Source organism: Arthrobacter pityocampae (genome assembly GCF_002927275.1).
GTDB lineage: Bacteria > Actinomycetota > Actinomycetes > Actinomycetales > Micrococcaceae > Arthrobacter_D > Arthrobacter_D pityocampae.
The window spans coordinates 164,274-188,246 of the sequence record NZ_PRKW01000003.1; the positions used below are offsets into that span (position 1 = coordinate 164,274).

At 72.4% G+C, this 23,973-nt stretch carries 23 protein-coding genes and 1 riboswitch; of the genes, 7 read left to right on the top strand and 16 right to left on the bottom strand.

What is annotated here, in order from left to right; genetic code table 11:
* Positions 1-196 precede the first annotated feature (196 nt).
* Positions 197-1,819 carry a M28 family metallopeptidase gene (locus C4K88_RS07255; RefSeq protein WP_104120974.1) on the top strand — a complete coding sequence of 541 codons (1,623 nt, stop codon included), beginning with the start codon at positions 197-199 and terminating at the stop codon, positions 1,817-1,819.
* A gap of 49 nt (positions 1,820-1,868) precedes the next feature.
* Here the strand turns inward: C4K88_RS07255 and C4K88_RS07260 are convergent, their stop codons facing one another.
* Complete coding sequence (locus C4K88_RS07260) at positions 1,869-2,870, bottom strand: DMT family transporter (protein WP_438502333.1); 1,002 nt, start codon at positions 2,868-2,870, stop codon at positions 1,869-1,871.
* A gap of 40 nt (positions 2,871-2,910) precedes the next feature.
* Between C4K88_RS07260 and C4K88_RS07265 the strand changes: the two genes are divergently transcribed.
* Positions 2,911-3,147, top strand: coding sequence for an RNA-binding S4 domain-containing protein (locus tag C4K88_RS07265; protein ID WP_104120975.1), 237 nt, complete (start codon positions 2,911-2,913; stop codon positions 3,145-3,147).
* 15 nt (positions 3,148-3,162) lie between these two features.
* Here C4K88_RS07265 and C4K88_RS07270 read toward each other — a convergent pair whose 3' ends face one another.
* Complete coding sequence (locus C4K88_RS07270) at positions 3,163-3,843, bottom strand: alpha/beta hydrolase (protein WP_104120976.1); 681 nt, start codon at positions 3,841-3,843, stop codon at positions 3,163-3,165.
* Positions 3,844-3,968: 125 nt separating this feature from the next.
* Between C4K88_RS07270 and C4K88_RS07275 the strand changes: the two genes are divergently transcribed.
* Entirely contained in the window at positions 3,969-4,802 is an 834-nt protein-coding gene (locus C4K88_RS07275) for an SGNH/GDSL hydrolase family protein (RefSeq protein ID WP_104121283.1), read from the top strand.
* 90 nt (positions 4,803-4,892) lie between these two features.
* Here C4K88_RS07275 and C4K88_RS07280 read toward each other — a convergent pair whose 3' ends face one another.
* The 3 genes from C4K88_RS07280 to C4K88_RS07290 form a co-directional block, all read right to left on the bottom strand.
* A complete protein-coding gene (locus C4K88_RS07280; RefSeq protein WP_104120977.1) occupies positions 4,893-5,135 on the bottom strand; it encodes a hypothetical protein in 243 nt (80 codons plus the stop codon).
* Between the two features lie 110 nt (positions 5,136-5,245).
* The gene (metX, locus tag C4K88_RS07285; protein ID WP_241521764.1) at positions 5,246-6,385 is read right to left on the bottom strand and encodes a homoserine O-acetyltransferase MetX; all 1,140 of its coding nucleotides are present in this window, start codon (positions 6,383-6,385) and stop codon (positions 5,246-5,248) included.
* Between the two features lie 6 nt (positions 6,386-6,391).
* Positions 6,392-7,708, bottom strand: coding sequence for a bifunctional o-acetylhomoserine/o-acetylserine sulfhydrylase (locus C4K88_RS07290; RefSeq protein WP_104120978.1), 1,317 nt, complete (start codon positions 7,706-7,708; stop codon positions 6,392-6,394).
* Positions 7,709-7,786: 78 nt separating this feature from the next.
* Positions 7,787-7,903: riboswitch (SAM riboswitch) on the bottom strand.
* 155 nt (positions 7,904-8,058) lie between these two features.
* On the opposite strand from C4K88_RS07290, the gene C4K88_RS07295 reads away from it, so the two are divergent.
* Positions 8,059-8,700 carry a VOC family protein gene (locus C4K88_RS07295; protein WP_104120979.1) on the top strand — a complete coding sequence of 214 codons (642 nt, stop codon included), beginning with the start codon at positions 8,059-8,061 and terminating at the stop codon, positions 8,698-8,700.
* Here the strand turns inward: C4K88_RS07295 and C4K88_RS07300 are convergent.
* From C4K88_RS07300 to C4K88_RS07330, 7 genes are all read right to left on the bottom strand, one after another.
* Positions 8,697-8,984 carry a DUF1540 domain-containing protein gene (locus tag C4K88_RS07300; protein ID WP_104120980.1) on the bottom strand — a complete coding sequence of 96 codons (288 nt, stop codon included), beginning with the start codon at positions 8,982-8,984 and terminating at the stop codon, positions 8,697-8,699. The genes C4K88_RS07295 and C4K88_RS07300 overlap by 4 nt on opposite strands.
* A 134-nt stretch (positions 8,985-9,118) precedes the next feature.
* Positions 9,119-9,922: a CPBP family intramembrane glutamic endopeptidase gene (locus C4K88_RS07305; protein ID WP_104120981.1), complete on the bottom strand. Its 804-nt coding sequence runs from the start codon at positions 9,920-9,922 to the stop codon at positions 9,119-9,121.
* 42 nt (positions 9,923-9,964) lie between these two features.
* Positions 9,965-11,167 carry an imidazolonepropionase gene (gene hutI / locus C4K88_RS07310; RefSeq protein ID WP_104120982.1) on the bottom strand — a complete coding sequence of 401 codons (1,203 nt, stop codon included), beginning with the start codon at positions 11,165-11,167 and terminating at the stop codon, positions 9,965-9,967.
* Positions 11,167-12,597 (bottom strand): formimidoylglutamate deiminase, encoded by a 1,431-nt coding sequence (locus tag C4K88_RS07315; RefSeq protein WP_104120983.1) that lies wholly within the window; start codon positions 12,595-12,597, stop codon positions 11,167-11,169. Before C4K88_RS07315 ends, hutI begins: the two co-directional genes overlap by 1 nt.
* A 13-nt stretch (positions 12,598-12,610) precedes the next feature.
* Positions 12,611-13,828 carry an allantoate amidohydrolase gene (locus tag C4K88_RS07320; protein ID WP_104120984.1) on the bottom strand — a complete coding sequence of 406 codons (1,218 nt, stop codon included), beginning with the start codon at positions 13,826-13,828 and terminating at the stop codon, positions 12,611-12,613.
* 26 nt (positions 13,829-13,854) lie between these two features.
* Entirely contained in the window at positions 13,855-15,528 is a 1,674-nt protein-coding gene (gene hutU, locus C4K88_RS07325; protein ID WP_104120985.1) for a urocanate hydratase, read from the bottom strand.
* On the bottom strand, positions 15,525-16,214 hold the full coding sequence (locus tag C4K88_RS07330) for an IclR family transcriptional regulator (RefSeq protein WP_104120986.1): 690 nt from the start codon (positions 16,212-16,214) through the stop codon (positions 15,525-15,527). Before C4K88_RS07330 ends, hutU begins: the two co-directional genes overlap by 4 nt.
* A 101-nt stretch (positions 16,215-16,315) precedes the next feature.
* Between C4K88_RS07330 and hutH the strand changes: the two genes are divergently transcribed.
* Both hutH and C4K88_RS07340 read left to right on the top strand, forming a co-directional pair.
* Complete coding sequence (hutH, locus tag C4K88_RS07335) at positions 16,316-17,959, top strand: histidine ammonia-lyase (RefSeq protein ID WP_104120987.1); 1,644 nt, start codon at positions 16,316-16,318, stop codon at positions 17,957-17,959.
* Between the two features lie 46 nt (positions 17,960-18,005).
* The gene (locus tag C4K88_RS07340; RefSeq protein ID WP_104120988.1) at positions 18,006-18,851 is read left to right on the top strand and encodes a siderophore-interacting protein; all 846 of its coding nucleotides are present in this window, start codon (positions 18,006-18,008) and stop codon (positions 18,849-18,851) included.
* A gap of 25 nt (positions 18,852-18,876) precedes the next feature.
* Here C4K88_RS07340 and C4K88_RS07345 read toward each other — a convergent pair whose 3' ends face one another.
* The 4 genes from C4K88_RS07345 to C4K88_RS07360 all read right to left on the bottom strand — a co-directional run bounded on the left by C4K88_RS07345 (position 18,877) and on the right by C4K88_RS07360 (position 22,798).
* Positions 18,877-20,070, bottom strand: a complete 1,194-nt coding sequence (locus C4K88_RS07345; RefSeq protein WP_104120989.1) for a cation:proton antiporter — start codon at positions 20,068-20,070, stop codon at positions 18,877-18,879.
* Between the two features lie 9 nt (positions 20,071-20,079).
* Positions 20,080-20,562 carry a cation:proton antiporter regulatory subunit gene (locus tag C4K88_RS07350; protein ID WP_104120990.1) on the bottom strand — a complete coding sequence of 161 codons (483 nt, stop codon included), beginning with the start codon at positions 20,560-20,562 and terminating at the stop codon, positions 20,080-20,082.
* Between the two features lie 24 nt (positions 20,563-20,586).
* The gene (locus tag C4K88_RS07355) at positions 20,587-21,561 is read right to left on the bottom strand and encodes a cation diffusion facilitator family transporter (protein ID WP_104120991.1); all 975 of its coding nucleotides are present in this window, start codon (positions 21,559-21,561) and stop codon (positions 20,587-20,589) included.
* A gap of 130 nt (positions 21,562-21,691) precedes the next feature.
* Positions 21,692-22,798 (bottom strand): NAD(P)/FAD-dependent oxidoreductase, encoded by a 1,107-nt coding sequence (locus C4K88_RS07360; protein WP_104120992.1) that lies wholly within the window; start codon positions 22,796-22,798, stop codon positions 21,692-21,694.
* A 116-nt stretch (positions 22,799-22,914) separates the two neighbouring features.
* Here C4K88_RS07360 and C4K88_RS07365 point away from each other — a divergent pair, with 116 nt between their 5' ends.
* Positions 22,915-23,946: an NADPH:quinone reductase gene (locus C4K88_RS07365; protein ID WP_104120993.1), complete on the top strand. Its 1,032-nt coding sequence runs from the start codon at positions 22,915-22,917 to the stop codon at positions 23,944-23,946.
* Positions 23,947-23,973: the final 27 nt, after the last annotated feature.

Sequence of the window (23,973 nt, forward strand, 5' to 3'; positions counted from 1 at the left end):
GACGGGCGCGGAGGCTCCCCGCCAGCCTACCGGGTCCGCCCTGCCCGCCCGGGTCCGCTGCCGCAGCAGCGGGCAGCACTCGGGCCCCCGGGCCTTGACGCGGCCCCGAACTGTTCCTAGGTTGGGTCCACTGTGGCGTGTGATCCATGTCACCCCAGTCCGGACCGACCGGGCGCTCGCATCCTGAGGACTCCCCATGACCCTATCCCTACCGCCGCGCGCCCGCCTGGGACGCTCGGCACTGGCCCTCGCCGGCAGCGTTGCCCTCGTGGCCAGTGGCAGCTTCGCGGCGAACGCCGCCCCGACCTACGACGCCAGCAACAACAACTCCTCGAAGAAGCTCCGTTCCGCCGTCACCGTGGAGAAGGTGGTGGGCCACCTCACGGCCCTGGATGCCATCGCCGAGGCCAACGGGAACACCCGGTCCTCCGGCACCGAGGGCTACTCCGCATCGGTGGACTACATCGTCGGGAAGCTGACCGCCGCGGGCTACAAGCCCACCGTCCAGCCCTTCCTGTTCCCGTTCTTCGCGGAACTGAGCCCCGCGGTGCTGGAGCAGTCCACACCCGACGGTGTCACCTACGGCCCCGACGACGTGGCCACCATGACCTACTCCGGCGCCGGCGAGGCGTCGGGGGCCATCGAGGCCATCGACACGACCGGCACGGCGAGCGCCACCGGCACCAGCGGCTGCGAGGCGGCCGACTTCGCCGGCTTCACGCCCGGCTCCATCGCCCTGATCCAGCGCGGCGGCTGCACCTTCGCGGTCAAGGCCGCCAACGCCGAGGAGGCGGGCGCCACCGCCGTCATCATCTTCAACACCGGGGTGGGGGCGAACACCGGCGCCGTCGCCGGCACGCTCGGAGCACCGGACCTCGTGGGCATCCCGGTGGTGGGGGCGAGCTTCGCCGCCGGCACCGACCTGATCGGTGACGACGTGACCGGCAGGGTCGTGGTGGACACCATCTCGGAGAACCGCGAGACGTACAACGTGATCGCCGAGACGTCCGGCGGCAACCCCGACAACGTCGTCATGATCGGCGCCCACCTGGACAGCGTCCTGGCGGGCCCGGGTATCAACGACAACGGGACGGGCAGCGCGGGCATCCTGGCCGTGGCCGAGGGCATGAGCAAGGTCAAGACCGCGAACAAGGTCCGCTTCGCCTGGTGGGGAGCGGAGGAGGAAGGCCTGCTCGGCTCCGAGCACTACGTCGCCGACCTCGTCGCGAAGGACCAGCTGGATTCCGTGGGCCTCTACCTCAACTTCGACATGATCGGCTCGCCGAACTTCGGCCGGTTCGTGTACGACGGCGACAACTCGGCCTTCCCTGTCGGCCCGGGCGCAGCAGAGGGACCCGCCGGTTCCGGGCAGATCGAGCAGGACTTCCACGACTACTTCGCCTCGGTGGGCCTCGCCTCCGGGGAGACCGCGTTCAGCGGCCGCAGCGACTACGGGCCCTTCATCGCCGAGGGCATCCCGGCGGGCGGCCTGTTCACGGGTGCCGAGGGGATCAAGACCGCCGAGCAGGCGGCGCTCTTCGGCGGCGTCGCGGGCGCCCCGTACGACGCCTGCTACCACGCGGCGTGCGACGACACCGACAACCTCAGCCTCACGGCCCTCGACCAGATGAGCGACGCCGTCGCCCACCTCACAGTGACCTACGCCATGAGCACGCTGGATGTGAACGGCGCCGGCGCCTCGGTGAAGGGCAAGGGACCGAAGGACCGCTTCGAGGGCAACCCCCTCGGCGGCGGCACCGAGAGTGGCGGCGGGCTCCACCCGGAGCACGATCACGACCACGACCTCGCGGACCGCTAGCCAGGACCGCTGAACAGGACCGTACGCGGCAGGGGCTGATCCTCAGGGGTCAGCCCCTGCCGTCCGTCTGCGGGGCCCGGGCGCGCCGCGGCCAGGGCAGCGTGGTGAGGATGATCGCCACGAGGGTCAGGAGCGTACCGGCGACCGTGGCGAACACCACGATGGTGCCCGGCGCGGGAACCACGAGGTCGAGGAGGAGCGAGCCGACGAGCTGGCCGCCGATCATGCACAGCCCCGTGAGCAGGACGCCGAGGCTCCGCACCAGGAGCGCACCGAGCGCGATGAAGATACAGCCCATGGGACCGCCGAGGTAGTACCACCACTCCGTGGGCAGCGGGTTGCCGAACCCGGCGACCGCGACCCTGATCAGCCACGCAGCCAGCAGGACCACGGTGCCGGCGATGAAGTTCATGAGCGTGGCCGCGAGCGGCGTCCCGTAGTGGAGCGCCGCCGTCCCGTTCATGGCCTGCTGGAAGCTCATCAGCACCCCGGCGAGGACGGGCAGGAGGACGGGGATCAGCCAGGCCGAGACGTCTCCGGCGGCCCCGAACCGCGGGGACACGGCCCAGATGACGGACAGCACGGTCAGTACGACGCCGATCATCCGCATGGGCGTCGCGGCGCGTCTGCCGCCGGGCCCGATCCCTGCCCTGTCGACGAGGAGGCCGCTGAGCGACTGGCCCATGACGGTCGCCACGGTGAAGAGGGCCACGCCGATGATGCCGATGGTCAGCGACTGGGAGAACACGAAGAACGCCCCGATGGCTCCGGCCGCGATGTAGAAGGGTGGGAAGCGCCGCTCCCGGACGGACGGGATGATCTGCAGGGCACCCGCCCGCGCACTCGGCAGTGCGAGTGTCAGGACGATCATGACGACGAGTCCCGTTCCGAAGCTGATCAGCGCCGCGGCGATGCCGTCGTCGAGCGCGGTGCCCAGGGCGCCGTTGATCCTGCCCTGGACGGGGATCGCGAGCCCGGCGACGAGGGCGAGCGGGAGACCGAGGGCGGCGGGCAGCACGGGGGCCGGGGACAGCACGGGGGTGGCAGACACCGGTCCAGCCTAGTGCGGCGCGTCCGGCATGATGGGATGCATGACCGAGAACCCAGCCACCGCCGACCTGCCCATCCGTGACGACATGATCCGGCTCGGGCAGGCACTGAAGCTCGCCTCCCTCGCGGAGGACGGCGTCGAGGCCAAGACACTGATCGACAACGGACTCGTACAGGTGAACGGTGAGATCGAGGAGCGCCGCGGCCGCCAGCTGCATGCCGGGGACACCGTCAGCGTCAACGGGCAGACGATCCGGATCAGCCGCGCGGAGGCGTGACGGCCGCTGCCCAGCTCAGCGGCGGCCGAGGACCGTCATGGTGAGGAACTCCCGGACGTGGGCCAGTTCCTGCTGGTTGATGCTGTGGAACATGTTCGGGTAGAGGATCTTCGTCAGCTTCGTGTGCTTCACCAGCCAGGCGTGGGTGGGCTCGATCATCTCGGGCGTGATCACCTGATCCTCCTGGTCGCGTCCCCAGAAGAACTGCACGGGTGCCGCCGCGGCCTCGTCGTCACGGAAGAACGCGTGGCCCTCCGACGGCACGGTGAACCCGGAGAGCCCGACGACGCACGCGAAGTCCGTGGGCCGGTGCCGCAGGAGCGACGTCGCGACCGCCATGCCCTGGGAGAAGCCGAGGAGGCTGACGCTGGAGTGGTCCCCGCGGACGTCGTCGAGCCAGCCGGCCACAGCGGTGACGCTCTCGACCACGCGCTCCACGGAATAGCCGCCCTCACGGGCGAGCGGGAACCAGGAGTAGCCGGGTCCCGCCGGCAGGGGTGCGCGGACGGAGGCGACGGTGAAATCGGCGGGCAGGTGGTCGGCGAGACCCATGAGGTCCTGCTCGTCGGCCATGTAGCCGTGGAACAGGACGAGCAGGGGCGTGCCCGAGCGCTCGGACTCCGGCTTCGACCACAGGACCGCGGGGGTGCGGTGGTCGGCGGAGGGCGCGGTGGTGCCGGTGGCAGGTTCGGTCATGGTTCCCATCCTTTCACCTCTCCCCCGCAGGGCCGTACGCTGGCCCCGTGAGTCCTTCAGCAGACGAGACCCCCGTACCCCACGACCCCGCACCCGAGGCGCACTCCCCGACGGCGGATACCGGCATCAACCCCGACCCCCATCCGTGGCACCGCTACGTGGCGCTGGGAGACTCCTTCACCGAGGGCATCGGCGACCCCAACCCGGAGAGCATCGGGGGCAACCGGGGCTGGGCCGACCGCACCGCGGAGGAGCTGGCGCGGGGCCAGGCGGACTTCGCCTACGCGAACCTCGCGGTGCGGGGGCGCCTGCTGCAGCAGATCATCGACCAGCAGGTGGACGCGGCCCTGGCCCTGCATCCGGACCTCGTCACCATCTCCGCCGGCGGCAACGACCTCCTGCGCCGTGGCGGGGACCCGGACCTGCTCGCCGAGAAGCTCGACCCCGTGGTGGGGACCCTTGCCGCATCGGGCGCGACCGTCGTCCTGCTCACCGGCCCCGACGTCCGCGAGACCGTCCTCGGGGGCGTCCGGGCGAAGACGGCCATCTACAACGAGAACCTCCGCACGATCGCCGCGCGGCACGAAGCGGTCATCGGCGACATGTGGGCCCTGCGCCAGCTCACGAACCCGCAGATGTGGGATGCGGACCGGCTGCACTTCTCCCCCCTCGGGCACCACACCATCGCGATGATGGTGCTCGACACCCTCGCCGTCCGGCACACCCTGCTGCCGCTGCAGCCCAAGGACCTGCCGGCACGGAAATGGCGGACGGCGCGGGCCGAGGACCTCGTGTGGGCACGCCAGCACCTCGTCCCCTGGGTTCTGCGGCGGCTCCGGCATCAGTCCTCGGGCGACGGCGTGACCGCGAAGCGCCTCGAGCCCGGGCCCATCTTCGGTCCGGGCATGCCGCCGGGCACCGCGGACCGGACCGAGGCGTCGGGCGCACACCTCGACTGAGACGCCCGCCGGGAGGACGGCAGGAACCGGTCGGAGGGACTCCGACCGGTTCCTGCTGCTCCTTCGGGCGCGGGCGTCGCCGCCCCCTGCTCAGCTCTCGAGCGAGACCTCGCCGTTGGCCACGGCGTCGGCGCAGGCGCTGAGGTCGGGCCCGGGCTTGAAGTCCACGAACTGCGGCTGCAGTTTCTGGAAGAGGAACTCGTAGACCTCGTCGCGGGACTTCCCGTCCATCGTCTCCGCAGCCTCCTTGACGGCGCCCTGCAGTGCGCGGTCCGCGTCCAGCAGGATCTTGTCGCGGGCTTCCTGGTTCCAGCCGATGGTGCTCAGTTCCATGAACAGCTCCTCTTTCTTGCCGATCGATCCGTCCGGAGCCTTCGCCCGGCCGTGCCCGCCACGTGCTAAGCAGGCTTACTGCCAGCGTAGGCGCTCGGCGGGGCACTCGGCTACCGCGAGTAGAAGGCCGCCCGCAGCTGGTCGTCGAGCTGGTGGATCTGGGTGAGGAAGGCGTCGTGGCCCACGGGCGAGGAGATCAGGTGGACGGGGACGTCGCCGGGCAGTGCCGCCGCGAGCCGCTGCGACTGCCACGGGAAGTAGAGCCGGTCGGTGTCCACCGCGGCGATGAAGAACTCCGATGCCGCCGCCCCCAGCGCGTCCTCCAGGCTTCCGCGCCCGCGCGCCGCGTCGTGGCTCATGAGCGCCTCCGTGAGGATCACGTAGCTGTTGGCGTCGAAGCGGTCCACGAGCTTGTCGGCCTGGTGGTCGAGATAGCTCTCCACCTGGTACCGGCCGCGGTCGGCGGGCAGGACGGACCCAAGGGGCCGCTCGGCGTCCTGCTCCGCGCGACCGAAGCGCGCCTCGAGTTCCTGCTCCGCGCGGTAGGTGATGTGCGCGATCCGCCGGGCGACCCCGAGGCCCGCCTCCGGATGCGGGCCGTCGTAGTAGTCGCCGCCGCGGTAGGCGGGGTCGAGCCGGATGGCCTGCAGCTGTGCCTGGGCGAACGCTATCTGTTCGGCCGAACTGGCGGCACTGCAGGCGATGACGGCGCACCGTTCCACGCGCTCCGGGAACATCAGGGCCCACTCGAGGGCGCGGGCCCCGCCCATCGACCCCCCGAGGACGGAGTGCCAGCGCCCGATGCCGAGCTGGTCGGCGAGCAGGCTCTCCGCGCGGACGGCGTCGCGGATGGTGACGAAGGGGAACCGTGCGCCCCATGGCGTGCCGTCGGGTGCGAGGCAGGCCGGCCCCGTCGAGCCGTAGCAGCCTCCCAGCATGTTGACGGAGACCACGAAGTAGCGGTCGGTGTCCACGGTGCGGCCGGGACCCACGAGGGAGTCCCACCAGCCCTCCTCCTCCGCGTCCCCCCTGGCCACGTGCGAGCTGCCGGTCAGGGCGTGCTGCACGAGGACGGCGTTGGAGCCGTCCTCGTTCAACCGCCCCCAGGTCTCGAACGCCAGCCGGACGTCGGGCAGCTCACCGCCGGTCTCGAGGACCAGCGGCCCGATCGACCCGACGCGGAGCAGGCCGTCCCCGTGCGGTGCGTCGGCGGTCCTGGCGGGCAACGGGGCAGGAGGGTACGTGGTCACGAACGGTCAGGCTCCCTTGGCGGCGCGGAAGCCCGCGTCCAGGTCGGCGAGGATGTCGGCGATGTTCTCGAGGCCGACGGACAGCCGCACCAGGCCGGGCCGTACGCCGGCGGTGAGCTGCGCCTCCGCGCCGAGCTGGCTGTGCGTGGTCGAGGCGGGGTGGATGACCAGTGACCGGACATCGCCCACGTTCGCGACGTGCGAGTGCAGCTCGAGGCCGTCGACGAACCGCTTCCCCGCCTCCAGCCCGCCGACGATGTCGAAGCTGACGATCGCCCCGGTGCCCTTCGGCCCGTATCTCCGACCGCGGTCGTACCAGGGACTCGCGGGGAGTCCGGCGTACGTGACGCGCTCGACGTCGTCGTGCCCCTCCAGCCACTCGGCGACCGCCTGCGCGTTCTCCACGTGGCGTTCCATGCGCAGGCTCAGGGTCTCGAGCCCCTGCGCGATGAGGAACGCGTTGAACGGGGAGACGGCCGAGCCGAGGTCGCGGAGCAGCTGCACGCGGGCCTTGAGGATGTATGCGAGGTTCGCGCCCAGGGCGCTGCCCACCCCGAGATCGCGGGCGTAGACGAGTCCCTGGTAGCTCTCGTCGGGCGTGTTGAAGCCCGGGAACCGCTCGGGGTACCGCGCGTAGTCGAAGGTGCCGGAGTCCACGATGACCCCGGCGATGGCGTTGCCGTGCCCGCCGAGGTACTTGGTGGCCGAGTGCACCACGACGTCCGCACCCCATTCGATGGGCCGGATCAGGTACGGGGTGGCCAGCGTGTTGTCGACGACGAGCGGGATGCCGTACTCGTGGGCGACGGCGCTGATGCCCTCGACGTCGAGGACGTCCTGCCGGGGGTTGGAGACCACCTCGCCGAAGAAGAGCTTGGTGTTCGGCCGGAGCGCGGCGCGCCACTGGTCGAGGTCGTCGGGGTCCTCGACGAACGTCGTCTCGATCCCGTACTTCTTCAGCGTGTGCCGGAAGAGGTTGTAGGTACCGCCGTAGAGGCTGGGGCTGGCCACGATGTGGTCCCCCGCCTCCGCGACGTTCAGCACCGCGAAGGTGCTGGCGGCCTGGCCGGACGCCAGCAGCAGGGCACCGACGCCACCCTCGAGGCTCGCGATGCGCGTTTCCACGACCTCCTGTGTCGGGTTCCCGATCCGCGTGTAGATGGGCGCCAGTTCCGTCAGGGAGAACCGGTTCGCGGCGCTCTCCGCGCTCGGGAAGACGAACGACGACGTCTGGTAGATGGGCAGCGCACGCGCCCCGGTGACGGCATCCGGCACCTGGCCGGCATGGATCTGGCGTGTTTCAAAGGACCAATCGTTGGACATGGTGCTCCCTCTGATCAGGGGCTCCGCCTGTCCGGCTCCCGCCGGCGGACGCCGCTCCAGGAGACCGGACCCCGCAGGAGCCCGCGCTTGAACGGCGCCGATGAGACGCCGGACCTGGTCTTCACCCGGGGCACCCCACCGCGGTTGGAGGGTTGCCGGCCAGCAAGCCGGGGCTGTGTGCTGGCACTCATGACCTGACTTCATGAAAGCCGATCAGGACGGATCCGGCAACCGTGTGACCCTCCGTGAAGCAGCCCGCGGACGCACCCGCGATGCGGCTCGCGAGCGGCCGTTCGGGAGTAAGGCAAGCCTTAGTCGAGACCCACATCACTTAGTGCCAAGATAGCCGCATGCGTCTGGACCATGTATCTTATGCCTGCGAACCCGATGGACTTGCCGCGACGGCCGAGCGGATCTCGGCCAAGCTCGGTGTGGAGCCGGTGAAGGGTGGTGTGCACCCCCGCTTCGGCACCCGCAACATGATCTTCCCCCTGGTCAACGGCCAGTACCTGGAGGTCGTCGAGGTGCTCAACCACCCGGCGTCGGACAAGGCCCCGTTCGGCCAGGCCGTGCGCGCCCGCTCAGAAGCCGGCGGCGGCTGGATGGGCTGGTGCGTCGCCGTCGACGATCTCGCGCCGTTCGAGGAGCGCCTCGGGCGCAGCGCCGTCCCCGGCAACCGGAAGTTCCCGGACGGCCAGGAGCTCACCTGGCAGCAGATCGGCATCAAGGGGCTCATCGCGGACCCTCAGGTCCCCTACCTGCTGCGCTGGGACGACGGCACGGAGGAGCTCCACCCCTCGAAGGCGCGCCCCGCCTCGGTGAAGCTGGACTGCCTGACCATCGCCGGCTCGTCCGAGCGGGTGACCGACTGGCTCGGGACGGACGTCGAGAAGACCCTCGACGACGTGCAGGTCCAGTGGATCGCCCCCAACGGGACGCCCGGCGTCATGTCGGTGACGTTCGAGACCGACAACGGGCGCGTCGAGATCTAGCTGTGCGTGTAGGTGAGGCAGTCGGCGGCGTCCGCGCCGGGCCCCACCTTCACCGCCGGCGCACTGCACAGCAGGTCATGGTTGAAGGTGCACTCAAAGCGCTGGCACGCGCCTACATGCGCGATCACCTTCGGCAGACCGCCGGTGGCGGACGTGTCGATGAACGTGGCGCAGGTGGCGTGCTCCTCGGTGCCGGACACCGTGATGGCGACGGCCGTACAGCCGTCGTGGTTGAACGAGCAGTTGTGGACAGTGCACTCAGAGACGTTGGTGACGACGGTCATGGTTCCTCCTGGCGGGTCCGACGGGGCCCCGGTGCCGGTGCCCCGGTGGTGCATACCGTAGCACCGGGGCCTCCGATCATTTGAGTCATGATTCCGGTGCGTAAAGGAGGCGACGAGCGTCCCGTTCCCGCTCGTCACGTGCCGAGGTCGAGGACCGGACCGAGCAGCGCATAGCCGACGAAGCCGGTGATGTCGATCAGGGCGTGCGCGATCACCAGCGGCATCACCCGGCGTGTGCGGGCGTAGAACCAGGCGAAGAGCAGGCCCATCAGGACGTTCCCGATGAACGGCCCGAACCCCTGGTAGAGGTGGTAGCTGCCCCGGAGGAGGGCACTGGTGATGATGATCGCCGGCGTGGACCACCCGAGGTGGCGTAGCCGGATGAACAGGTAACCCACCACGATGACCTCCTCGAGCACCGCATGCCGGAGGGCGGAGAGGACGAGCACGGGGACGGTCCACCAGTAGTCGTCGAGCGCGGCCGGCACGAGCGCCGTCGTGATCCCGAGCGCGCGGCCCCCCGTGTACACGCCGATCGTGCCGACGGCGATGATCGCCGCGAGGCCCACCCCGGCACCGATGGTGCGCAGCGGCTGGTCGAAGGTCAGGCCGAGTTGCCGGACGGCCGAGACGCCGGTCCCGCTGAGCAGGAACAGGACGAGGGCCACGGGCATCAGCGCGAAGCCGATGTCCAGGAGCTGGTAGGCGAGGTCGAAGTACTCGCGCTCGTTGAGCACAGGGTTCAGGGTGGTGGTCTGCCCGGCGAGGGGCCCGCGCGTCAGTTTGTCCGCCAGGCTCATCGCGGCGTACACGCCGGACTGCCCGAGGGAGAGCCCGAGGACGATCAGCACTTCGGCGGTGATCCGCCGCGGCGACGGCGGGGCCGCGGGGGCATCGCCTGCGGGCGGGGCGGCGGAGGACGAGGATCCGGCAGTCATGCCGCTATCCTGCCAGCGGATCCCGTGGAGCTCCCAGCCCGGCTACCGGACGCGCGTGCCCGCCCGCCAGACGGCGTGCACGAGCGGCATGCCCGGCCGGTATGCCAGGTGCGCGGCCGACGGCGCGTCCAGCAGCTGCAGGTCCGCGCGGTGCCCGACGGCGAGGGACCCCACGGCGCGGAGGCCGTCGGCGTCGTCGCCCGTGTGGCGGCGCAGGGCGAGGGCTCCGCCGTGGGTGGCGGCGCGGACCGCCTCGTGGACCGTCAGCCCCATCTGCAGGACGGCGGTGGCGACGCAGAAGGCCATGGAGCTCGTGTAGGAGGTGCCGGGATTGCAGTTGCTCGCCAGGGCGATCCGCGCGCCGGCGTCGAGCAGCCGCCGCGCGGGCGGGAACGGCTGCCGGGTGGAGAGGTCGCAGGCGGGCAGGCACGTGGCGACCGTCCCCGGCACGCCGTCGTCGTCGGGTCCCGCCCAGGTGGCGGTAAGGGCGTCGACGTCGGCGTCGGAGAGGTGGTTCACGTGGTCGACGCTCGCGGCGCCGACCTCGACGGCGAGCGCGACGCCGGCGCCCGGCCCGAGCTGGTTACCGTGCACGCGCAGGCCGAGGCCGGCGGCGGCGCAGGCCGTGAGGACGCGGCGGGACTGCTCCGCCGTGAAGGCGCCGGTCTCGCAGAAGACGTCGGCCCAGCGGACGTACGGGCGGACGGCGTCGAGCATCGGCCCGCACACGAGGTCGGTATAGGCCTCGGCGTCCTCCCCCGCCGGGACGAGGTGCGCGCCGAGGAACGTGACCTCGTCCACCACGCCCGCCGCGATCCGCGCGCTGCGGGCCTCCTGCGCGACGTCGAGGCCGTACCCGGTCTTCGTCTCGAGGTAGGTGGTCCCGCCGGCGGCGGCCTCGGCGACGCGGGCGAGCAGGAGCCGTGTGAGGTCGTAGTCCCCGGCGGCGCGCGTCGCCGCCACCGTGGTCGCGATGCCGCCGGCGGCGTACGTCTCCCCCGCCATCCGGGCCTCGAACTCGGCCGTCCGGTCCCCGGCGAACACGAGGTGCGTGTGGCTGTCCACCCAGCCGGGCAGCCCCGCACGGCCGCCGGCGTCGTACCGATCGTCCGCCGCCGGGGCCCGGGCGGCCGGTCCGATCCAGCTGATCCGCTCCCCCTCGAGGACCAGGGCGGCGTCCCGCAGCACGGCGGCGTCGGCGTCCTGCGTCATCAGTTCGCCGATGTTCGTGACGAGCAGGGACATCAGTGCTGCTCCCAGGGCTGGGTGTACCAGGTCGCCGTGCTCGCGGGATCGTTGCGGGCGTTCGCTGCGTCGTCGAGGCGTGCGATGGCCGCGGCCAGCAGGGGGCCGGGGGCACCGAGGGTCGCGTGGACGCCGTCGCGCGCCGTCAGCACTCCCCCGACGACGACGCCGGTGACGTCCTGCGCCGTCGCCGTGTACGCGAGCTGCTCCCAGGAGGAGCCGGCCGTCCGGGCCGTGTGCGGGTCGACGGCCATGACGTCGGCGGCCAGGCCCGGACTGAACCCGGCACCGCGCCGTCCCTGCGCGGCGGCCCCGCCGAGGGACGCGATGCCGTGCAGCCGCTCCGGATCGACCTGGCCCCGCCGTCCGGTGCGCAGGCGCTCCCCGTGTTCGAGCGCCCGCATCTCCAGCCACGGATCGACGACGGCGTGCTGGTCCGAACCGAGCGCCAGCGACACCCCGGCGTCGAGGAGGTCCCCGGCCGGCCCGAGCCCGTCCGCGAGGTCCGCCTCCGTGGTGGGGCAGAGGACGGCGCTCGCCCCGGCGTCGCCGAGGAGCCCGAGGTCGCGCTCCGTGACGTGGGTGGCGTGCACGGCGGACAGGCGTCCGGTGACGAGCCCGTGCCGGGAGAGCAGCTCCGTGGGGGTGCAGCCGGTGGCGGCGAGGCAGTCCTCGTTCTCGGCCGGCTGCTCGGAGAGGTGGACGTGCAGGGGCACCTCCGGTGGCAGGTGCTGTGCGATCACGGCGAGGTCCCGCTCCGGCACCGCGCGGACGGAGTGGAGGGCCGCGCCGACCGTCACCTGGTGCGCGGGGTACCGCGAGGAGACCGCGGTGCGCAGCGCTGCGAGCCGGGCGAGCCACCGCTCCGCGGTCCCGTCGGAGAAGCGGCTCCGGTCCGCCCCGAGCGGCGTCCCGAACCCGCCCGCGAGATAGCAGGTGTCGAGCAGCGTCAGCCGGATGCCCGCCTGGACGGCCGCCCGGGCGAGGGCCAGCTCCATGGCGTGCGGCCCGTCGGCGTCGCTGTCCTCGGACCCCTGCCCGTACGGGGTGCCGTCGGGGCGGTGGTGCACGTAGTGGAACTCGGCGACGCTCGTCCACCCCGCCACCACCATCTCGGCGTACACCGCGGTGGCGAGCTCCTCGTACAGGGCCGGGGTCAGGGCGGCCGCCGCGCGGTACATCGTCTCCCGCCACGTCCAGAACGTCCCGCCACGATCATGGGTGCGCCCGCGCAGGGCACGGTGGAACGCGTGCGAGTGCGCATTGGCGGCGGCGGGGAACACGACGCCGCGCAGGACGACGTCGCCCACCCGCGCCGGGACGCCCGGCAGCACGGAGGCGGCCAGCCCGGCGTCGGTAACCTCGATGCGGACCGCGTCCGCGATGCCCTCGGCTCCCAGCCACGCGTGCTCGCACCAGACGCCCTTCATGGGAAGGGGCCGATCACAGGAGGTCGTCGAGGACGTCCGCGAGCGCGGTGGCCCCGGCGTCGGCGTCGTCGCGTTCCACGAACTCCTCGGGCGAGTGGCTGACGCCGGTGGGGTTGCGGACGAACAGCATGGCCGTCGGCGCGACGGCGCCGAGGATGCCGGCGTCGTGCCCGGCGCCGGTGGGCAGGGTCGGGGCGCCGGGGAAGGAGCGGCCGAGCGCGTTGCCCAGGGTGCGCTGGAGGGCGCCGTCGAAGTGGACGGTCCCGCTGCGCGACTCCTCGGTCAGGGTGGCGCGGCAGCCCTCGAACGCGCAGATCTTCTGGGCCTGGCCGTGGATCCGCTCGAGCAGGGCGGCCGTCACGGCGTCGTCCTCGTGGCGGACATCGAGCCAGAGCTCCACGCGGGAGGCGATGACGTTCGTCCCGCCCGGCACGGGCTGCAGCCGGCCGACGGTCGCGCGGGCGCCGTCCTGCTCCGCGGCGGCCTTCCGGACGGCGAGGACCACCTGCGCGGCGGCGACCAGGGGGTCGGCGCGGTCCGCCATGAGCGTGGTGCCGGCGTGATTGCCCTGCCCGGTGATGGAGAGGCGCCAGCGTCCGTGGCCGAGCATGGTGGAGCCGATGGCCACGGCGGAGTCGAGGTCGATCAGCCCCCGCCCCTGCTCCACGTGGAGTTCCACGAAGTCCCCGATCCGCGCGATGGCCTCCTCGTCGCGGCCGAGGTGCGCCGGGTCGAGGCCGGCGGCGCGGGAGGCGTCGGCGAACGTGATGCCGTCGGGGTCCGTCAGGGAACGCACATGATCCGGGTCGAGCGTGCCCGTGAGCAGGCGGGACCCCAGGCAGGACACCCCGAACCGGGAGCCCTCCTCCTCGGGGAACACGGCCACCGCGAGCGAGCGCTGCGGCCGGACCCCGCGCTCGCGCAGCAGGTCGACGGCCACCAGGGCGGACGCGACGCCGAGCGGGCCGTCGAACGCGCCGCCGCCAGGCACGGAGTCGAGGTGGCTGCCGGTCACGAGGGCGCCGTCCCGGCCGGCCGTGACGTCCCACCACGCCCAGAGGATGCCGTTGCGGTCCGTCTCCACGGCGAGACCGCGGGTCTCCGCCTCGGCCGTGAACCATTCGCGGAGCGAGGACTCGGCGGGCGTGAAGACGCCGCGCGAGTAGCCCCCGCGCGTGGCATCGCGGCCGACGTCGCTGATGGCGTCGAGGACTGAGGAGACGGTCTGCACGGGGGTACCTTCCGGTCGGTGGGTCTTCAGGATTGCATGGGGATGCGCACCCCGCGCTCCGTCGCCACCTCGCGGGCGCGCTCGTACCCGGCGTCGACGTGGCGGATCACGCCCGTCCCGGGGTCGTTGGTGAGGAGCCGTTCCAGTTTCTGCGCCGCGAGGTCCGTTCCGTCCGCGACGGAGACCTGCCCGGCGTGGATGGACCGGCCGATCCCCACGCCGCCGCCGTGATGGATGGACACCCAGGTGGCCCCGGACGCTGTGTTCAGCAGGGCGTTCAGCAGCGGCCAGTCGGCGACGGCGTCCGAGCCGTCCGCCATGGCCTCGGTCTCCCGGTAGGGGGACGCGACGGACCCGGAGTCGAGGTGGTCGCGGCCGATGACGATCGGGGCGGACACCCTCCCCTCGGCGACGAGCCGGTTGAGGAGCAGGCCGGCCTTCGCGCGGTCCCCGTAGCCGAGCCAGCAGATCCTTGCCGGGAGGCCCTCGAACTCCACGTGCTCTGCGGCGGCGTCGAGCCAGCGGTGCAGGTGCCCGTTGTCCGGGAACAGTTCCTTGAGGGCGGCGTCGGTGACGGCGATGTCCGCCGGGTCCCCGGAGAGGGCCACCCAGCGGAACGGGCCGAGCCCCTCGCAGAACAGGGGCCGGATGTAGGCGGGGACGAACCCGGGGATGTCGAACGCCCTGCCGAAGCCGCCGGTCCGGGCCTCGTCGCGGATGGAGTTGCCGTAGTCGAAGACCTCCGCGCCGGCGTCGAGGAAGCCGACCATCGCCTCGACGTGCAGGGCCATCGAGGCCTGGGCCTTCTTCGTGAAGCCGTCAGGGTCCGCCGCGGCCTCACGCTCCCACTCGTCGACGGCGATCCCCTCGGGCAGGTAGCTCAGCGGGTCGTGGGCCGAGGTCTGGTCGGTGACGATGTCGACGGCGAGTCCGCGCCGGAGCAGTTCCGGGAAGACGGTGGCCGCGTTGCCGACGACGCCGACGGACAGGGCCCGCCGCTCGCGCCGGGCGGCGAGCACCTGCGCGACGGCGTCGTCGAGCGTGTCCGCGACGGTGTCCAGGTACCGTTTCGCGACGCGCCGGCGCAGGCGCGCCTCGCTGACGTCCACGATGAGGACCGCCCCGCCGTTGAGGGTGACGGCGAGGGGCTGGGCGCCGCCCATCCCGCCGCAGCCGCCGGTCAGGGTGAGGGTGCCGGCGAGACTGCCGCCGAAGCGCTTCCGCGCGATGGCGGCGAACGTCTCGAAGGTGCCCTGGAGGATGCCCTGCGTGCCGATGTAGATCCAGGATCCCGCGGTCATCTGCCCGTACATCATCAGGCCCTCCGCTTCGAGGCGCCGGAACTCCGGCCAGGTGGCCCAGTCCCCCACGAGGTTCGAGTTGGCGAGCAGCACGCGCGGCGCCCACGGGTGCGTGCGGAAGACACCGACGGGCTTGCCGGACTGCACGAGCAGGGTCTCGTCGTCCTCGAGCGTGGCGAGGGTGCGGACGATGGCGTCGTAGGCGTCCCAGCTGCGGGCCGCCCGGCCCGTCCCGCCGTACACCACGAGGTCCTCGGGCCGCTCGGCGACCTCGGGGTCGAGGTTGTTCATGAGCATCCGCAGCGGCGCCTCGGTCTGCCAGCTCTTCGCGGTCAGGTGCGTGCCGCGCGGAGCCCGGATGGACCGGGACGGATCGTGGGTCGCGGAGGTGGGGGTCATGCCGGTTCTCCTGTCAGGTCCTCGGGCACCGGGACGGCGCCCGTGGCGGGCCCCGCCAGGAGGGCCGCGGCCTCCCGTGCCACGAGCGAGCCGATGCGGTGGGCTCCCGCCTCGGTGATGCGGTAGCTGGGGACGACGACGCTGAGTGCCGCGACCGTCCGGCCACCCGGCGAGACGGGGGCGGCGACGGCCGTGACGTCCGCCTCGACGCCGTCGCGCACGACGACGAACCCGCCGTCCGGGGGACCGCCCGTGAGCACCGCGCCGACGGCGGTGTGCGCGAGCGGGATGCTGCGACCCACCCAGCTGGCGTGGCGCACCGGGTGGGTGCCCTCGCGCATCGCGAGATAGACGCCCTCGCCGTCGTGCGAGGGGACGCTGAGGTAGGCGGACTCACCGGTGAGCTCCACGAGGCGCTCGAGCGCGGGCTCCGCGAGGGAGACCAGGGATTCGTGGCCGAGTGCCTGCGCGCCGAGCTGCACCACGCGCAGGCCCGGCCGGTAGACGCCGGCGGTGTCCCGGCGGACGAATCCCGTGCCCTCGAGGGTCCGCAGGAGCCGCAGCGCCGTCGACGCCGACAGGTCGGCCTCCCGGGCGGCGTCCGCGAGGGTCAGAGATCCGGCCCCGCAGACCGCCCCGAGCAGCACGAGGGCCCGCTCGACGGTGCGGGTCGACGACTCGGCCATGGTCCCTCCTTGCTTTCGTGGTCGCAGTGGATTTCACTTATTGAAACTCTCTTTTCACTCAATGGCAAGAGCGGCGGCGGCCGCGGGAACCGAGGCGCAGCGTGGACCAGCAGACCGTGATCGTGGGCCCGGGCCCGCTCTCCCCCACCGACGTCGTGGCCGTGGCGCGGCACGGCGTCCACGTCGATCTGGCCCCTGAGGCCCTCACCGCCATGGTGCGGTCCCGGGCCGTGGTCGACGCGCTCGTCGATGACGGCACACCGCACTACGGCGTCTCCACCGGCTTCGGCGCCCTGGCCACGCGGCACATCCCGCTGGACCAGCGCACCCAGTTGCAGCGCAGCCTCATCCGCAGCCACGCCGCGTCCTCCGGCGCCGAGGTGGACCGCGAGGTGGTGCGCGGCCTGATGCTCGGGCGGCTCTCCACCCTCGCGACCGGCCGGACCGGGGCACGCCCGCTCGTGGCCTCCAGCTACGCCGCCCTGCTGAACGCCGGCATCACGCCGGTCATCGGCGAGTACGGCTCATTGGGCTGCTCGGGTGATCTCGCCCCGCTCTCCCATATCGCCCTGGCGCTGATGGGCGAGGGCCAGGTGCGGGACGGCGCCGGGCGTCTGGTGCCGGCGTCGGCGGCACTCGCGGCGGAGGGCATCGCCCCGGTCGAACTGCGCGAGAAGGAGGGCCTGGCCCTGATCAACGGGACGGACGGGATGCTCGGGATGCTCGTCCTCGCCGCGGCGGACCTGCATCGGCTGCTCACGACGGCGGACCTCGCCGCGGCCATGAGTGTCGAGGGTCTGCTGGGCACGGACGCCGTGTTCGCCGAGGACCTCCACGCCCTGCGCCCGCACCCGGGCCAGCTGGCGTCGGCCGCGAACATCCGGGCCCTGCTGGCGGGGTCCCCGCTGCTCGCCGAACAGCACACGTCCGCGACCGGCCGGCACCGCTTCACGCGGGTACAGGACGCCTATTCCCTGCGCTGCGCGCCCCAGGTCCACGGCGCCGCACGCGCCACGCTCGCGCACGCCGATGCCGTCGCGGCGATCGAGCTGGGATCCGCGATCGACAATCCGGTGATCACCCCGGACGGCCGGATCGAGTCCAACGGCAACTTCCACGGGGCACCCGTGGGCTACGTGCTGGATTTCCTCGCGATCGCCGTCGCTGACGTCGCCTCGATGAGCGAACGCCGCACGGACCGCTTCCTCGACACGTCCCGCAACCACGGGCTCAACGCCTTCCTCGCCGATGACCCCGGCGTGGACTCGGGCCACATGATCGCCCAGTACACGCAGGCCGGCATCGTGTCCGAGCTCAAGCGGCTGGCGGCTCCGGCGTCCGTGGACTCCATCCCCTCCTCGGCCATGCAGGAGGACCACGTCTCGATGGGCTGGGCCGCGGGCCTGAAGCTGCGCCGGGCGGTCGACGGCCTCACGCGCGTCCTCGCGATCGAGATCCTCACGGCTGCGCGCGCCCTGGACCTGCGCGACGGCGGCGCCGGGGCCACTGCCGGGACCGACGTCGGGCCCTCGGGGGCCGCAGTGTCCGCAGTGTCCGCGGAGGCCGCCGTCGGGCCGCGCAGTTCCGCGCCGATCACCGCCGTCCGGGCCCGGCTCCGGCGGGAGGTCGACGGGCCCGGGACCGACCGCTACCTGGCCCCCGAGATCGAGGCGGCCCGGCTGCTGGTGGACGACGGCTCCCTGCTCGCTGCGGCCGGGCAGGCCCTCCCGGCGTCCCTGCAGTAAGGCTTGTTAGGGTGGACTAACCACCCCGAGAAAGAAGCACCCCTCCATGTCCTCCCCCGTTGCTGCGCCGTCCGTCAAGCCCCCGCGGCCCCAGGCGGTCCTCACCGTGCTCGAGACGCAGTGGCTGAGCCCGCACCTGGTGCGGGTCGTGGCGGGCGGACCGGGCTTCCGGGACCTGCAGGACTGCGACGCGACGGACAAGTACGCCAAGCTGCTGTTCGCCAAACCGTCCCTCGGGCTGACGCCGCCGTACGACCTCGCAGCGCTCAAGCACGTGCTGCCGGCGGAGGACCGCCCCGTGAAGCGGACCTACACCGTCCGGTGGCTCGACGCCGCGGCCGAGCGCCTGGCCATCGACTTCGTGGTGCACGGCGAGGCCGGCATCGCCGGCCCGTGGGCGGCGCAGGCCTCCCCGGGCGACCCGCTGGTGCTCATGGGGCCCTCCGGCAAGTGGTCGCCGGACCCGGACGCCGACTGGCACCTCTTCGCCGGGGACGACTCCGCGCTCCCCGCGATCGCCGCCGGCCTGGAGGCCCTTCCCCCGGCCGCCGTCGGGCACGCCTACCTCGAGGTGGACACCGCCGCGGACGTGCTCCCGCTCACCGCCCCCGAGGGTGTCGCACTGCACTGGCTGATGCGGGACGGCCGGGACCCGGGCACCACGACGCTGCTCGCGGACGCCGTCGCCGCCGGCCCGTGGCCGGAGGGTCGCGTCGACGCCTTCGTCCACGGGGAGCGCGGCGCCATGAAGTCCCTCCGGGACATCCTCTTCCGGGACCGGGGGCTCGCCCGCTCCCAGGTCTCGCTCTCGGGCTACTGGGCGTACGGCCGCGAGGAGGACACCTTCCAGGCGGAGAAGCGCGAACCGATCGGCAAGATCCTGGACGACTGACCCCGGGGTCCTCCGGATCCACCGTTCAGGCGGCGGGCACGGCGCGGGGATGCCGCTTCGGGAGCCGCTCCACGAGTCCCATGGCCGGTTCGGCGAGGCGCGCCAGCACCGGTCCCGCCACGGCCATGATCAGCACGTACGTCGTCGCGAGCGCGGCGAGGTCCGCGAGCACGGCCCCGGAGGCCACCGCGAGCCCGGCGATGACGATCGAGAACTCCCCGCGCGCCACGAGCGCGGTGCCGGCCCGGGCGCGGCCCAGGCGCCCGATGCCCTGGCGGCGGGCCGCCCACCAGCCGGTCGCGATCTTCGTCGCGGTCGTGACGAGCGCAAGGAGCAGCGCGACGCCGAGCACCGGCGGGATCGATGCCGGGTCGGTGTTGAGTCCGAAGACCACGAAGAAGATGGCCGCGAAGAGGTCCCGCAGTGGTTCGAGGAGGCGGGCGGCGTTCTCCGCCGTCGCCCCGGAGATCGCGATGCCCAGGAGGAACGCCCCGACGGCGGCGGAGACCTGCAGGGCCGAGGCCAGCCCGGCGACCAGCAGGGCGGCGCCGATGAGGGTCAGGAGGAAGACCTCGGGGTCCTTGCTGTCGACGACGGCCGAGACCGCGTTGCCCCAGCGCAGCGCGACGACGAGCACGAGGGTGACCACGAGGAGGGAGATGCCGACCGTGCCGAGTCCGCCCGCGAAGCTGAGCCCCGCCAGCACCGCGGTGAGGACCGGGAGGTAGATGGCCATGGCGAGGTCTTCGAAGACGAGGATCGCCAGCACGGTGGGGGTCTCCCGGTTGCCGAGCCTCCCGAGGTCGCTCATGACCTTCGCGGCGATCCCCGAGGACGAGATGTACGTGACGCCGCCCATCACGAGCGCGGCCACCGGACCCCAGCCGAGGATGACGGCGACGAGCGCGCCGGGCGTGAAGTTCAGGACGAGGTCCACGACGCCCGCGAGCCACGACTGGCGGAGTCCGGTGACGAGCTCCTTGGCCGTGTACTCCAGGCCGAGGAGCAGCAGGAGCAGGACGACGCCGATCTCGCTGGCCACCTCACTGAAGTCGACGACCCCTTCGAGTTCGACGAAGCCGCCCTGCCCGAAGGCCAGGCCGCCGAGGAGGTACAGGGGAATGGGCGAGAGCCCGATCCGGCCCGCGAGCCGCCCCAGGACCCCGAGGAACAGGAGAACGGCGCCGAGTTCGATCAGGGTGAGGGCGGTGGTGTGCATACGCCGCGATCAGCCGTTGCGCAGGATGTCCGCCGCGGCGTCCAGGCCCTCCGCGGTACCCACCACCACCAGCAGGTCACCGGCGGCGAGCGTGAAGTCGGGGGTGGGCGACGCCTGGACCTGGCCGGACCGCAGCACGGCGACGAGGGAGGCCCCGGAGCGCGACCGCATGCGGGTGTCGCCGAGGGACCGGCCGTCGAACGGCGATCCGCGCTCGATGAGGAACTGGCGGGTGGAGACGCCGGGGAGGTCCCGGTGCTCCTCCGTCAGCTGCGCGATGAGCTGCCGCGACCCGAGGAGGTTGCCGATCGTCGCCGCCTCGTCAGGGGTCAGCGGGATGGACGCGACGCACGCGTCCGGATCGTTGGCCTTGGAGATGATGAGGTCGAGCTCGCCGTCGCGCTGCGCGACGATGCCCACCCTCCGGCCGGACCCGGTGACGATCTCGCGCCGTACCCCGATGCCGGGCAGGCGCGTTTCGATGACGTTCATGCGATCATCCTAGACCCGCGCGGACTACTCGGCCGCGGGCATCGCGTGTGGCGTGCTGCCGTTCGCTGAGGGCGTCCCCGTGTCCTTCGGCACGTACAGATCGGGCTCCAGGTAGATGAGCCCGGCGATGGGGACGGCGGCGCGGATGCGCTGCTCGGCGCCGTCGATCTGGGCCGCGATCTGCGCGCCGGTCTCCTGGCTCCCCACCGAGATCTTCGCGGCCACGAGCAGCTCCTCCGGGCCGAGGTGCAGGGTCTTCAGGTGGATGATCCGGGTGGTGCCGTCGCCTCCGATGGCCTCCTCGATCTTCGCGATGTCGGCGGCGGAGGCGCTCTCCCCGAGGAGCAGGCTCTTGGTCTCCACGGCGAGGACCGCGGCGATCGCCACGAGGAGCAGGCCGATCATCGCCGTCCCGGCCGCGTCCCACAGGCCGTTGTCGGTGAGCAGCGTCAGGGAGACACCGAACAGGGCGAAGAGGAGCCCCAGGAGCGCGCCGGTGTCCTCGAGGAGGATGACGGGCAGTTCGGGCGACTTCGCGGTGCGGACGAAGCGGACCCAGCCCATGCCGCCGCGCGTCCGGTTGGACTCCCTGATGGCCGTGCGGAGGGAGAAGGACTCGGCGACGATCGCCCCGATGAGGACCGCCAGCGGGACCCACCAGAACGAACCCTCGATGGGGTGCGGGTCGAGCGCCTTGTGGTACGCCTCGTACAGGGCGAAGAGGCCGCCGACGCTGAAGAGCACGATCGAGACGATGAAGGCGTAGATGTAACGCTCGCGGCCGTAGCCGAAGGGGTGTTCCGCGCTGGCCCCGCGCCTCGACCGCTTGCCACCCACGAGCAGCAGGACCTGGTTGCCGGAGTCCGCCACGGAGTGGATCCCCTCCGCGAGCATGGACGAGGACCTCGTGAGCGCGAAGGCCACGAACTTGAGCGCGGCGATCGTGAGGTTCGCGCCGAGGGCCGCGATGATCGCCTTCTTGCCACCACTTGCCGACATGATCCGTCCCGTTCCGTCTGTCCCGCGTCCGCCGGGTGTTCCCGGCGATGACCGGGTGCCCCCGACATCGCCCCGGGACCACCCGGCTCCACTGTACGGACCTGTCGACTGTCCGGGGGCCGTGCGGGGCTCAGGACACCGGGACTGGACGGAGGGCCGCCGCGGCTGCTCCCACGCGGTCCGGATCGGCGCCGAGATCGGCGGGATCGGCGCCGGTGAGGAGCACGGTGGCCAGTTCCGCGATGCCCGACGACGTCTGGAACCCGTATCCGCCCTGCCCGGCGAGCCAGAAGAAGCCCGGGTGGCCGGGGTCGAACCCGACCACGGGCACACCGGACTCCCGCTGGGTCCGCAGGCCCGTCCAGGATCGGCGGACGGTCGTGATCCCGAGGGTCGTCACCGCCCCGAGCCGTTCGATGAGGCGTTCGACGTCGCCCGGGTGGGGTTGTGCGTCCCCGGGCTCCGCGGGCTCGGACTCGCTGGGCGAGATGAGGACGCCGTCGGCATCCGGCCGGTAGTAGAAGGAATCGTCGGCGGCCGCGACCATCGGCGACCCCACCGGTGGCGCATCGTCCGCGGCGACGATCGCCGCGGTCCGCCGGAGCGGCACGAGGCCCTGGGGTGCGACCCCGCAGAGCCCGGCGACGCCGTCGGCCCAGGCTCCCGCGGCGTCGACCACGACCTCCGCGGTGATCGCGCGGTAGCCGGCCCGGATGCTCCAGGTAGCGCCGTCGTAGCGGGCCGCCGTGACGGGCGCCCCGGTGAGGATGATGACGCCGTCGTCGCTCGCGCTCCGCCGGTGGTACTCGAGCAGCAGGTCCGTGTCCGTCCCCACGCAGTCCGTGTCGATGGCGGCGGCCGCGAAGGCCCCGGGGCGCAGCTGCGGGCAGAGATCGAGGGCCTCGGCGTGTGTGAGGCGGCGCATCGTCGCGCCGGCCTGCGCGTCGACGCCGGTCTCCGTCCCGACGAGGACGAAGGAGCGCGGCACGGTCAGGGGCAGCCCGGTGGAGGACTGCACGCCGTCCAGCAGGTCGAGCGTCCGGCGGGTCAGGTCCAGGACGGGGACGGGACCGTAGCTCGGGATGAGCTGCCGCGCGGACCGCGAGGAGGTGTGGTAGCCGAGGGTCGGCTCGGACTCCACGAGGACCACGCTGGAGAACGGGGCCAGCGCGGAGGCCAGGGAGAGACCGGCGATCCCGCCGCCGATGATCAGGACGTCGCACTCGAGGGGGCTCATCCCGTCATCCTAGGTGCGCGCCCTCCCCCAACAGGCGTCCGGTGTGCTCTCCCTGTCGATCGGGCGGATCCCGAGCCGGGGGAATACCGTCCGGGCATCGACGGTTCCGGCTAGTCGTGAAAGCAATCGTCTACTCCTCCACCGGTCCCTCATCTGTCCTCTCCCTCGTCGACCGCGACGTCGCGACGCCCGGTCCGGGTGAGGTGCGCGTGCGCATCGTCATTTCCGGCGTGAATCCCACGGATTGGAAGGCCCGGGCTGACGGCGACATCCCGTTCCCCGAGGTGGTCCCCAACCAGGACGGTGCCGGGGTCGTCGACGCGGTCGGCGACGGCGTCACCGAGCCGCAGGTGGGCGACCGGGTGTGGATCTACCTGGCTGCTCACGGCCGCCCGGCGGGGACCGCCCAGGAGTTCACCGTGATTCCCGCAGAACGGGCTGTCCGGCTGCCGGACGGCGTCGGTCTCGATGTGGCAGCCAGCCTGGGTGTACCGGCGATGACGGCGCACCGTGCCCTGACCGTCCACGAGAACGGGCCGTCGCGACTCGCCCCCGGAGCCCTCGAGGGACGCACTGTTCTCGTCCAAGGCGGCGCGGGAGCCGTCGGCCATGCGGCGATCCAGCTCGCCGTCTGGGCAGGCGCAACCGTCATCGCGACGGTCAGCAGCGATGCGAAGGCCGAGCTGGCTCTCGCCGCGGGCGCCCACCACGTTCTCCGCTACCCCGACGACTCCCTCGCCCGGCGCATCCGCGAGGCTGCTCCCGGCGGCGTCGACCATGTGGTGGAGGTGTCCCCCGGGCAGAACGCGGCGCTCGACGTCGAGGTGATCGCAAACCATGGCTCCATCGCGTACTACGCGAACAACAACGGTGACGACTTCACCGCCCCCGTCGTCGAGAGCTTCGCGAAGAACGTCCGCTGGCAGGGCCTGCTGCTCTACACGGTGGGCAAGGAGGCGCTCGTCGCCGCGGCGGAGGACATCACTGCGGCGCTGCGCAGCGGGGCATTACCCGTCGGGGAGTCCGCCGGGCTCCCCCTCTCCTGGTTCCCGCTCGAGGAGACCGCCGCCGCCCACGACGCCGTCGAGAACGGTGTCACCGGCAAGGTCGTCGTCCGCGTCTCCGACGGGAACCCCTCCGGTGACTGACCGGTCCCGCTCAGGAGAGGGCGCCGC

Bases quoted from the DNA above. Each gene is read 5' to 3' on its own strand.
- C4K88_RS07255 (WP_104120974.1), top strand. From the start codon at position 197: ATGACCCTATCCCTACCGCCGCGCGCCCGCCTGGGACGCTCGGCACTG.
- C4K88_RS07265 (WP_104120975.1), top strand. From the start codon at position 2,911: ATGACCGAGAACCCAGCCACCGCCGACCTGCCCATCCGTGACGACATG.
- C4K88_RS07270 (WP_104120976.1), bottom strand. From the start codon at position 3,843: ATGACCGAACCTGCCACCGGCACCACCGCGCCCTCCGCCGACCACCGC.
- C4K88_RS07280 (WP_104120977.1), bottom strand. From the start codon at position 5,135: ATGGAACTGAGCACCATCGGCTGGAACCAGGAAGCCCGCGACAAGATC.
- C4K88_RS07290 (WP_104120978.1), bottom strand. From the start codon at position 7,708: ATGTCCAACGATTGGTCCTTTGAAACACGCCAGATCCATGCCGGCCAG.
- C4K88_RS07295 (WP_104120979.1), top strand. From the start codon at position 8,059: ATGCGTCTGGACCATGTATCTTATGCCTGCGAACCCGATGGACTTGCC.
- C4K88_RS07300 (WP_104120980.1), bottom strand. From the start codon at position 8,984: ATGACCGTCGTCACCAACGTCTCTGAGTGCACTGTCCACAACTGCTCG.
- C4K88_RS07305 (WP_104120981.1), bottom strand. From the start codon at position 9,922: ATGACTGCCGGATCCTCGTCCTCCGCCGCCCCGCCCGCAGGCGATGCC.
- hutI (WP_104120982.1), bottom strand. From the start codon at position 11,167: ATGTCCCTGCTCGTCACGAACATCGGCGAACTGATGACGCAGGACGCC.
- C4K88_RS07315 (WP_104120983.1), bottom strand. From the start codon at position 12,597: ATGAAGGGCGTCTGGTGCGAGCACGCGTGGCTGGGAGCCGAGGGCATC.
- hutU (WP_104120985.1), bottom strand. From the start codon at position 15,528: ATGACCCCCACCTCCGCGACCCACGATCCGTCCCGGTCCATCCGGGCT.
- C4K88_RS07330 (WP_104120986.1), bottom strand. From the start codon at position 16,214: ATGGCCGAGTCGTCGACCCGCACCGTCGAGCGGGCCCTCGTGCTGCTC.
- C4K88_RS07340 (WP_104120988.1), top strand. From the start codon at position 18,006: ATGTCCTCCCCCGTTGCTGCGCCGTCCGTCAAGCCCCCGCGGCCCCAG.
- C4K88_RS07345 (WP_104120989.1), bottom strand. From the start codon at position 20,070: ATGCACACCACCGCCCTCACCCTGATCGAACTCGGCGCCGTTCTCCTG.
- C4K88_RS07350 (WP_104120990.1), bottom strand. From the start codon at position 20,562: ATGAACGTCATCGAAACGCGCCTGCCCGGCATCGGGGTACGGCGCGAG.
- C4K88_RS07355 (WP_104120991.1), bottom strand. From the start codon at position 21,561: ATGTCGGCAAGTGGTGGCAAGAAGGCGATCATCGCGGCCCTCGGCGCG.
- C4K88_RS07360 (WP_104120992.1), bottom strand. From the start codon at position 22,798: ATGAGCCCCCTCGAGTGCGACGTCCTGATCATCGGCGGCGGGATCGCC.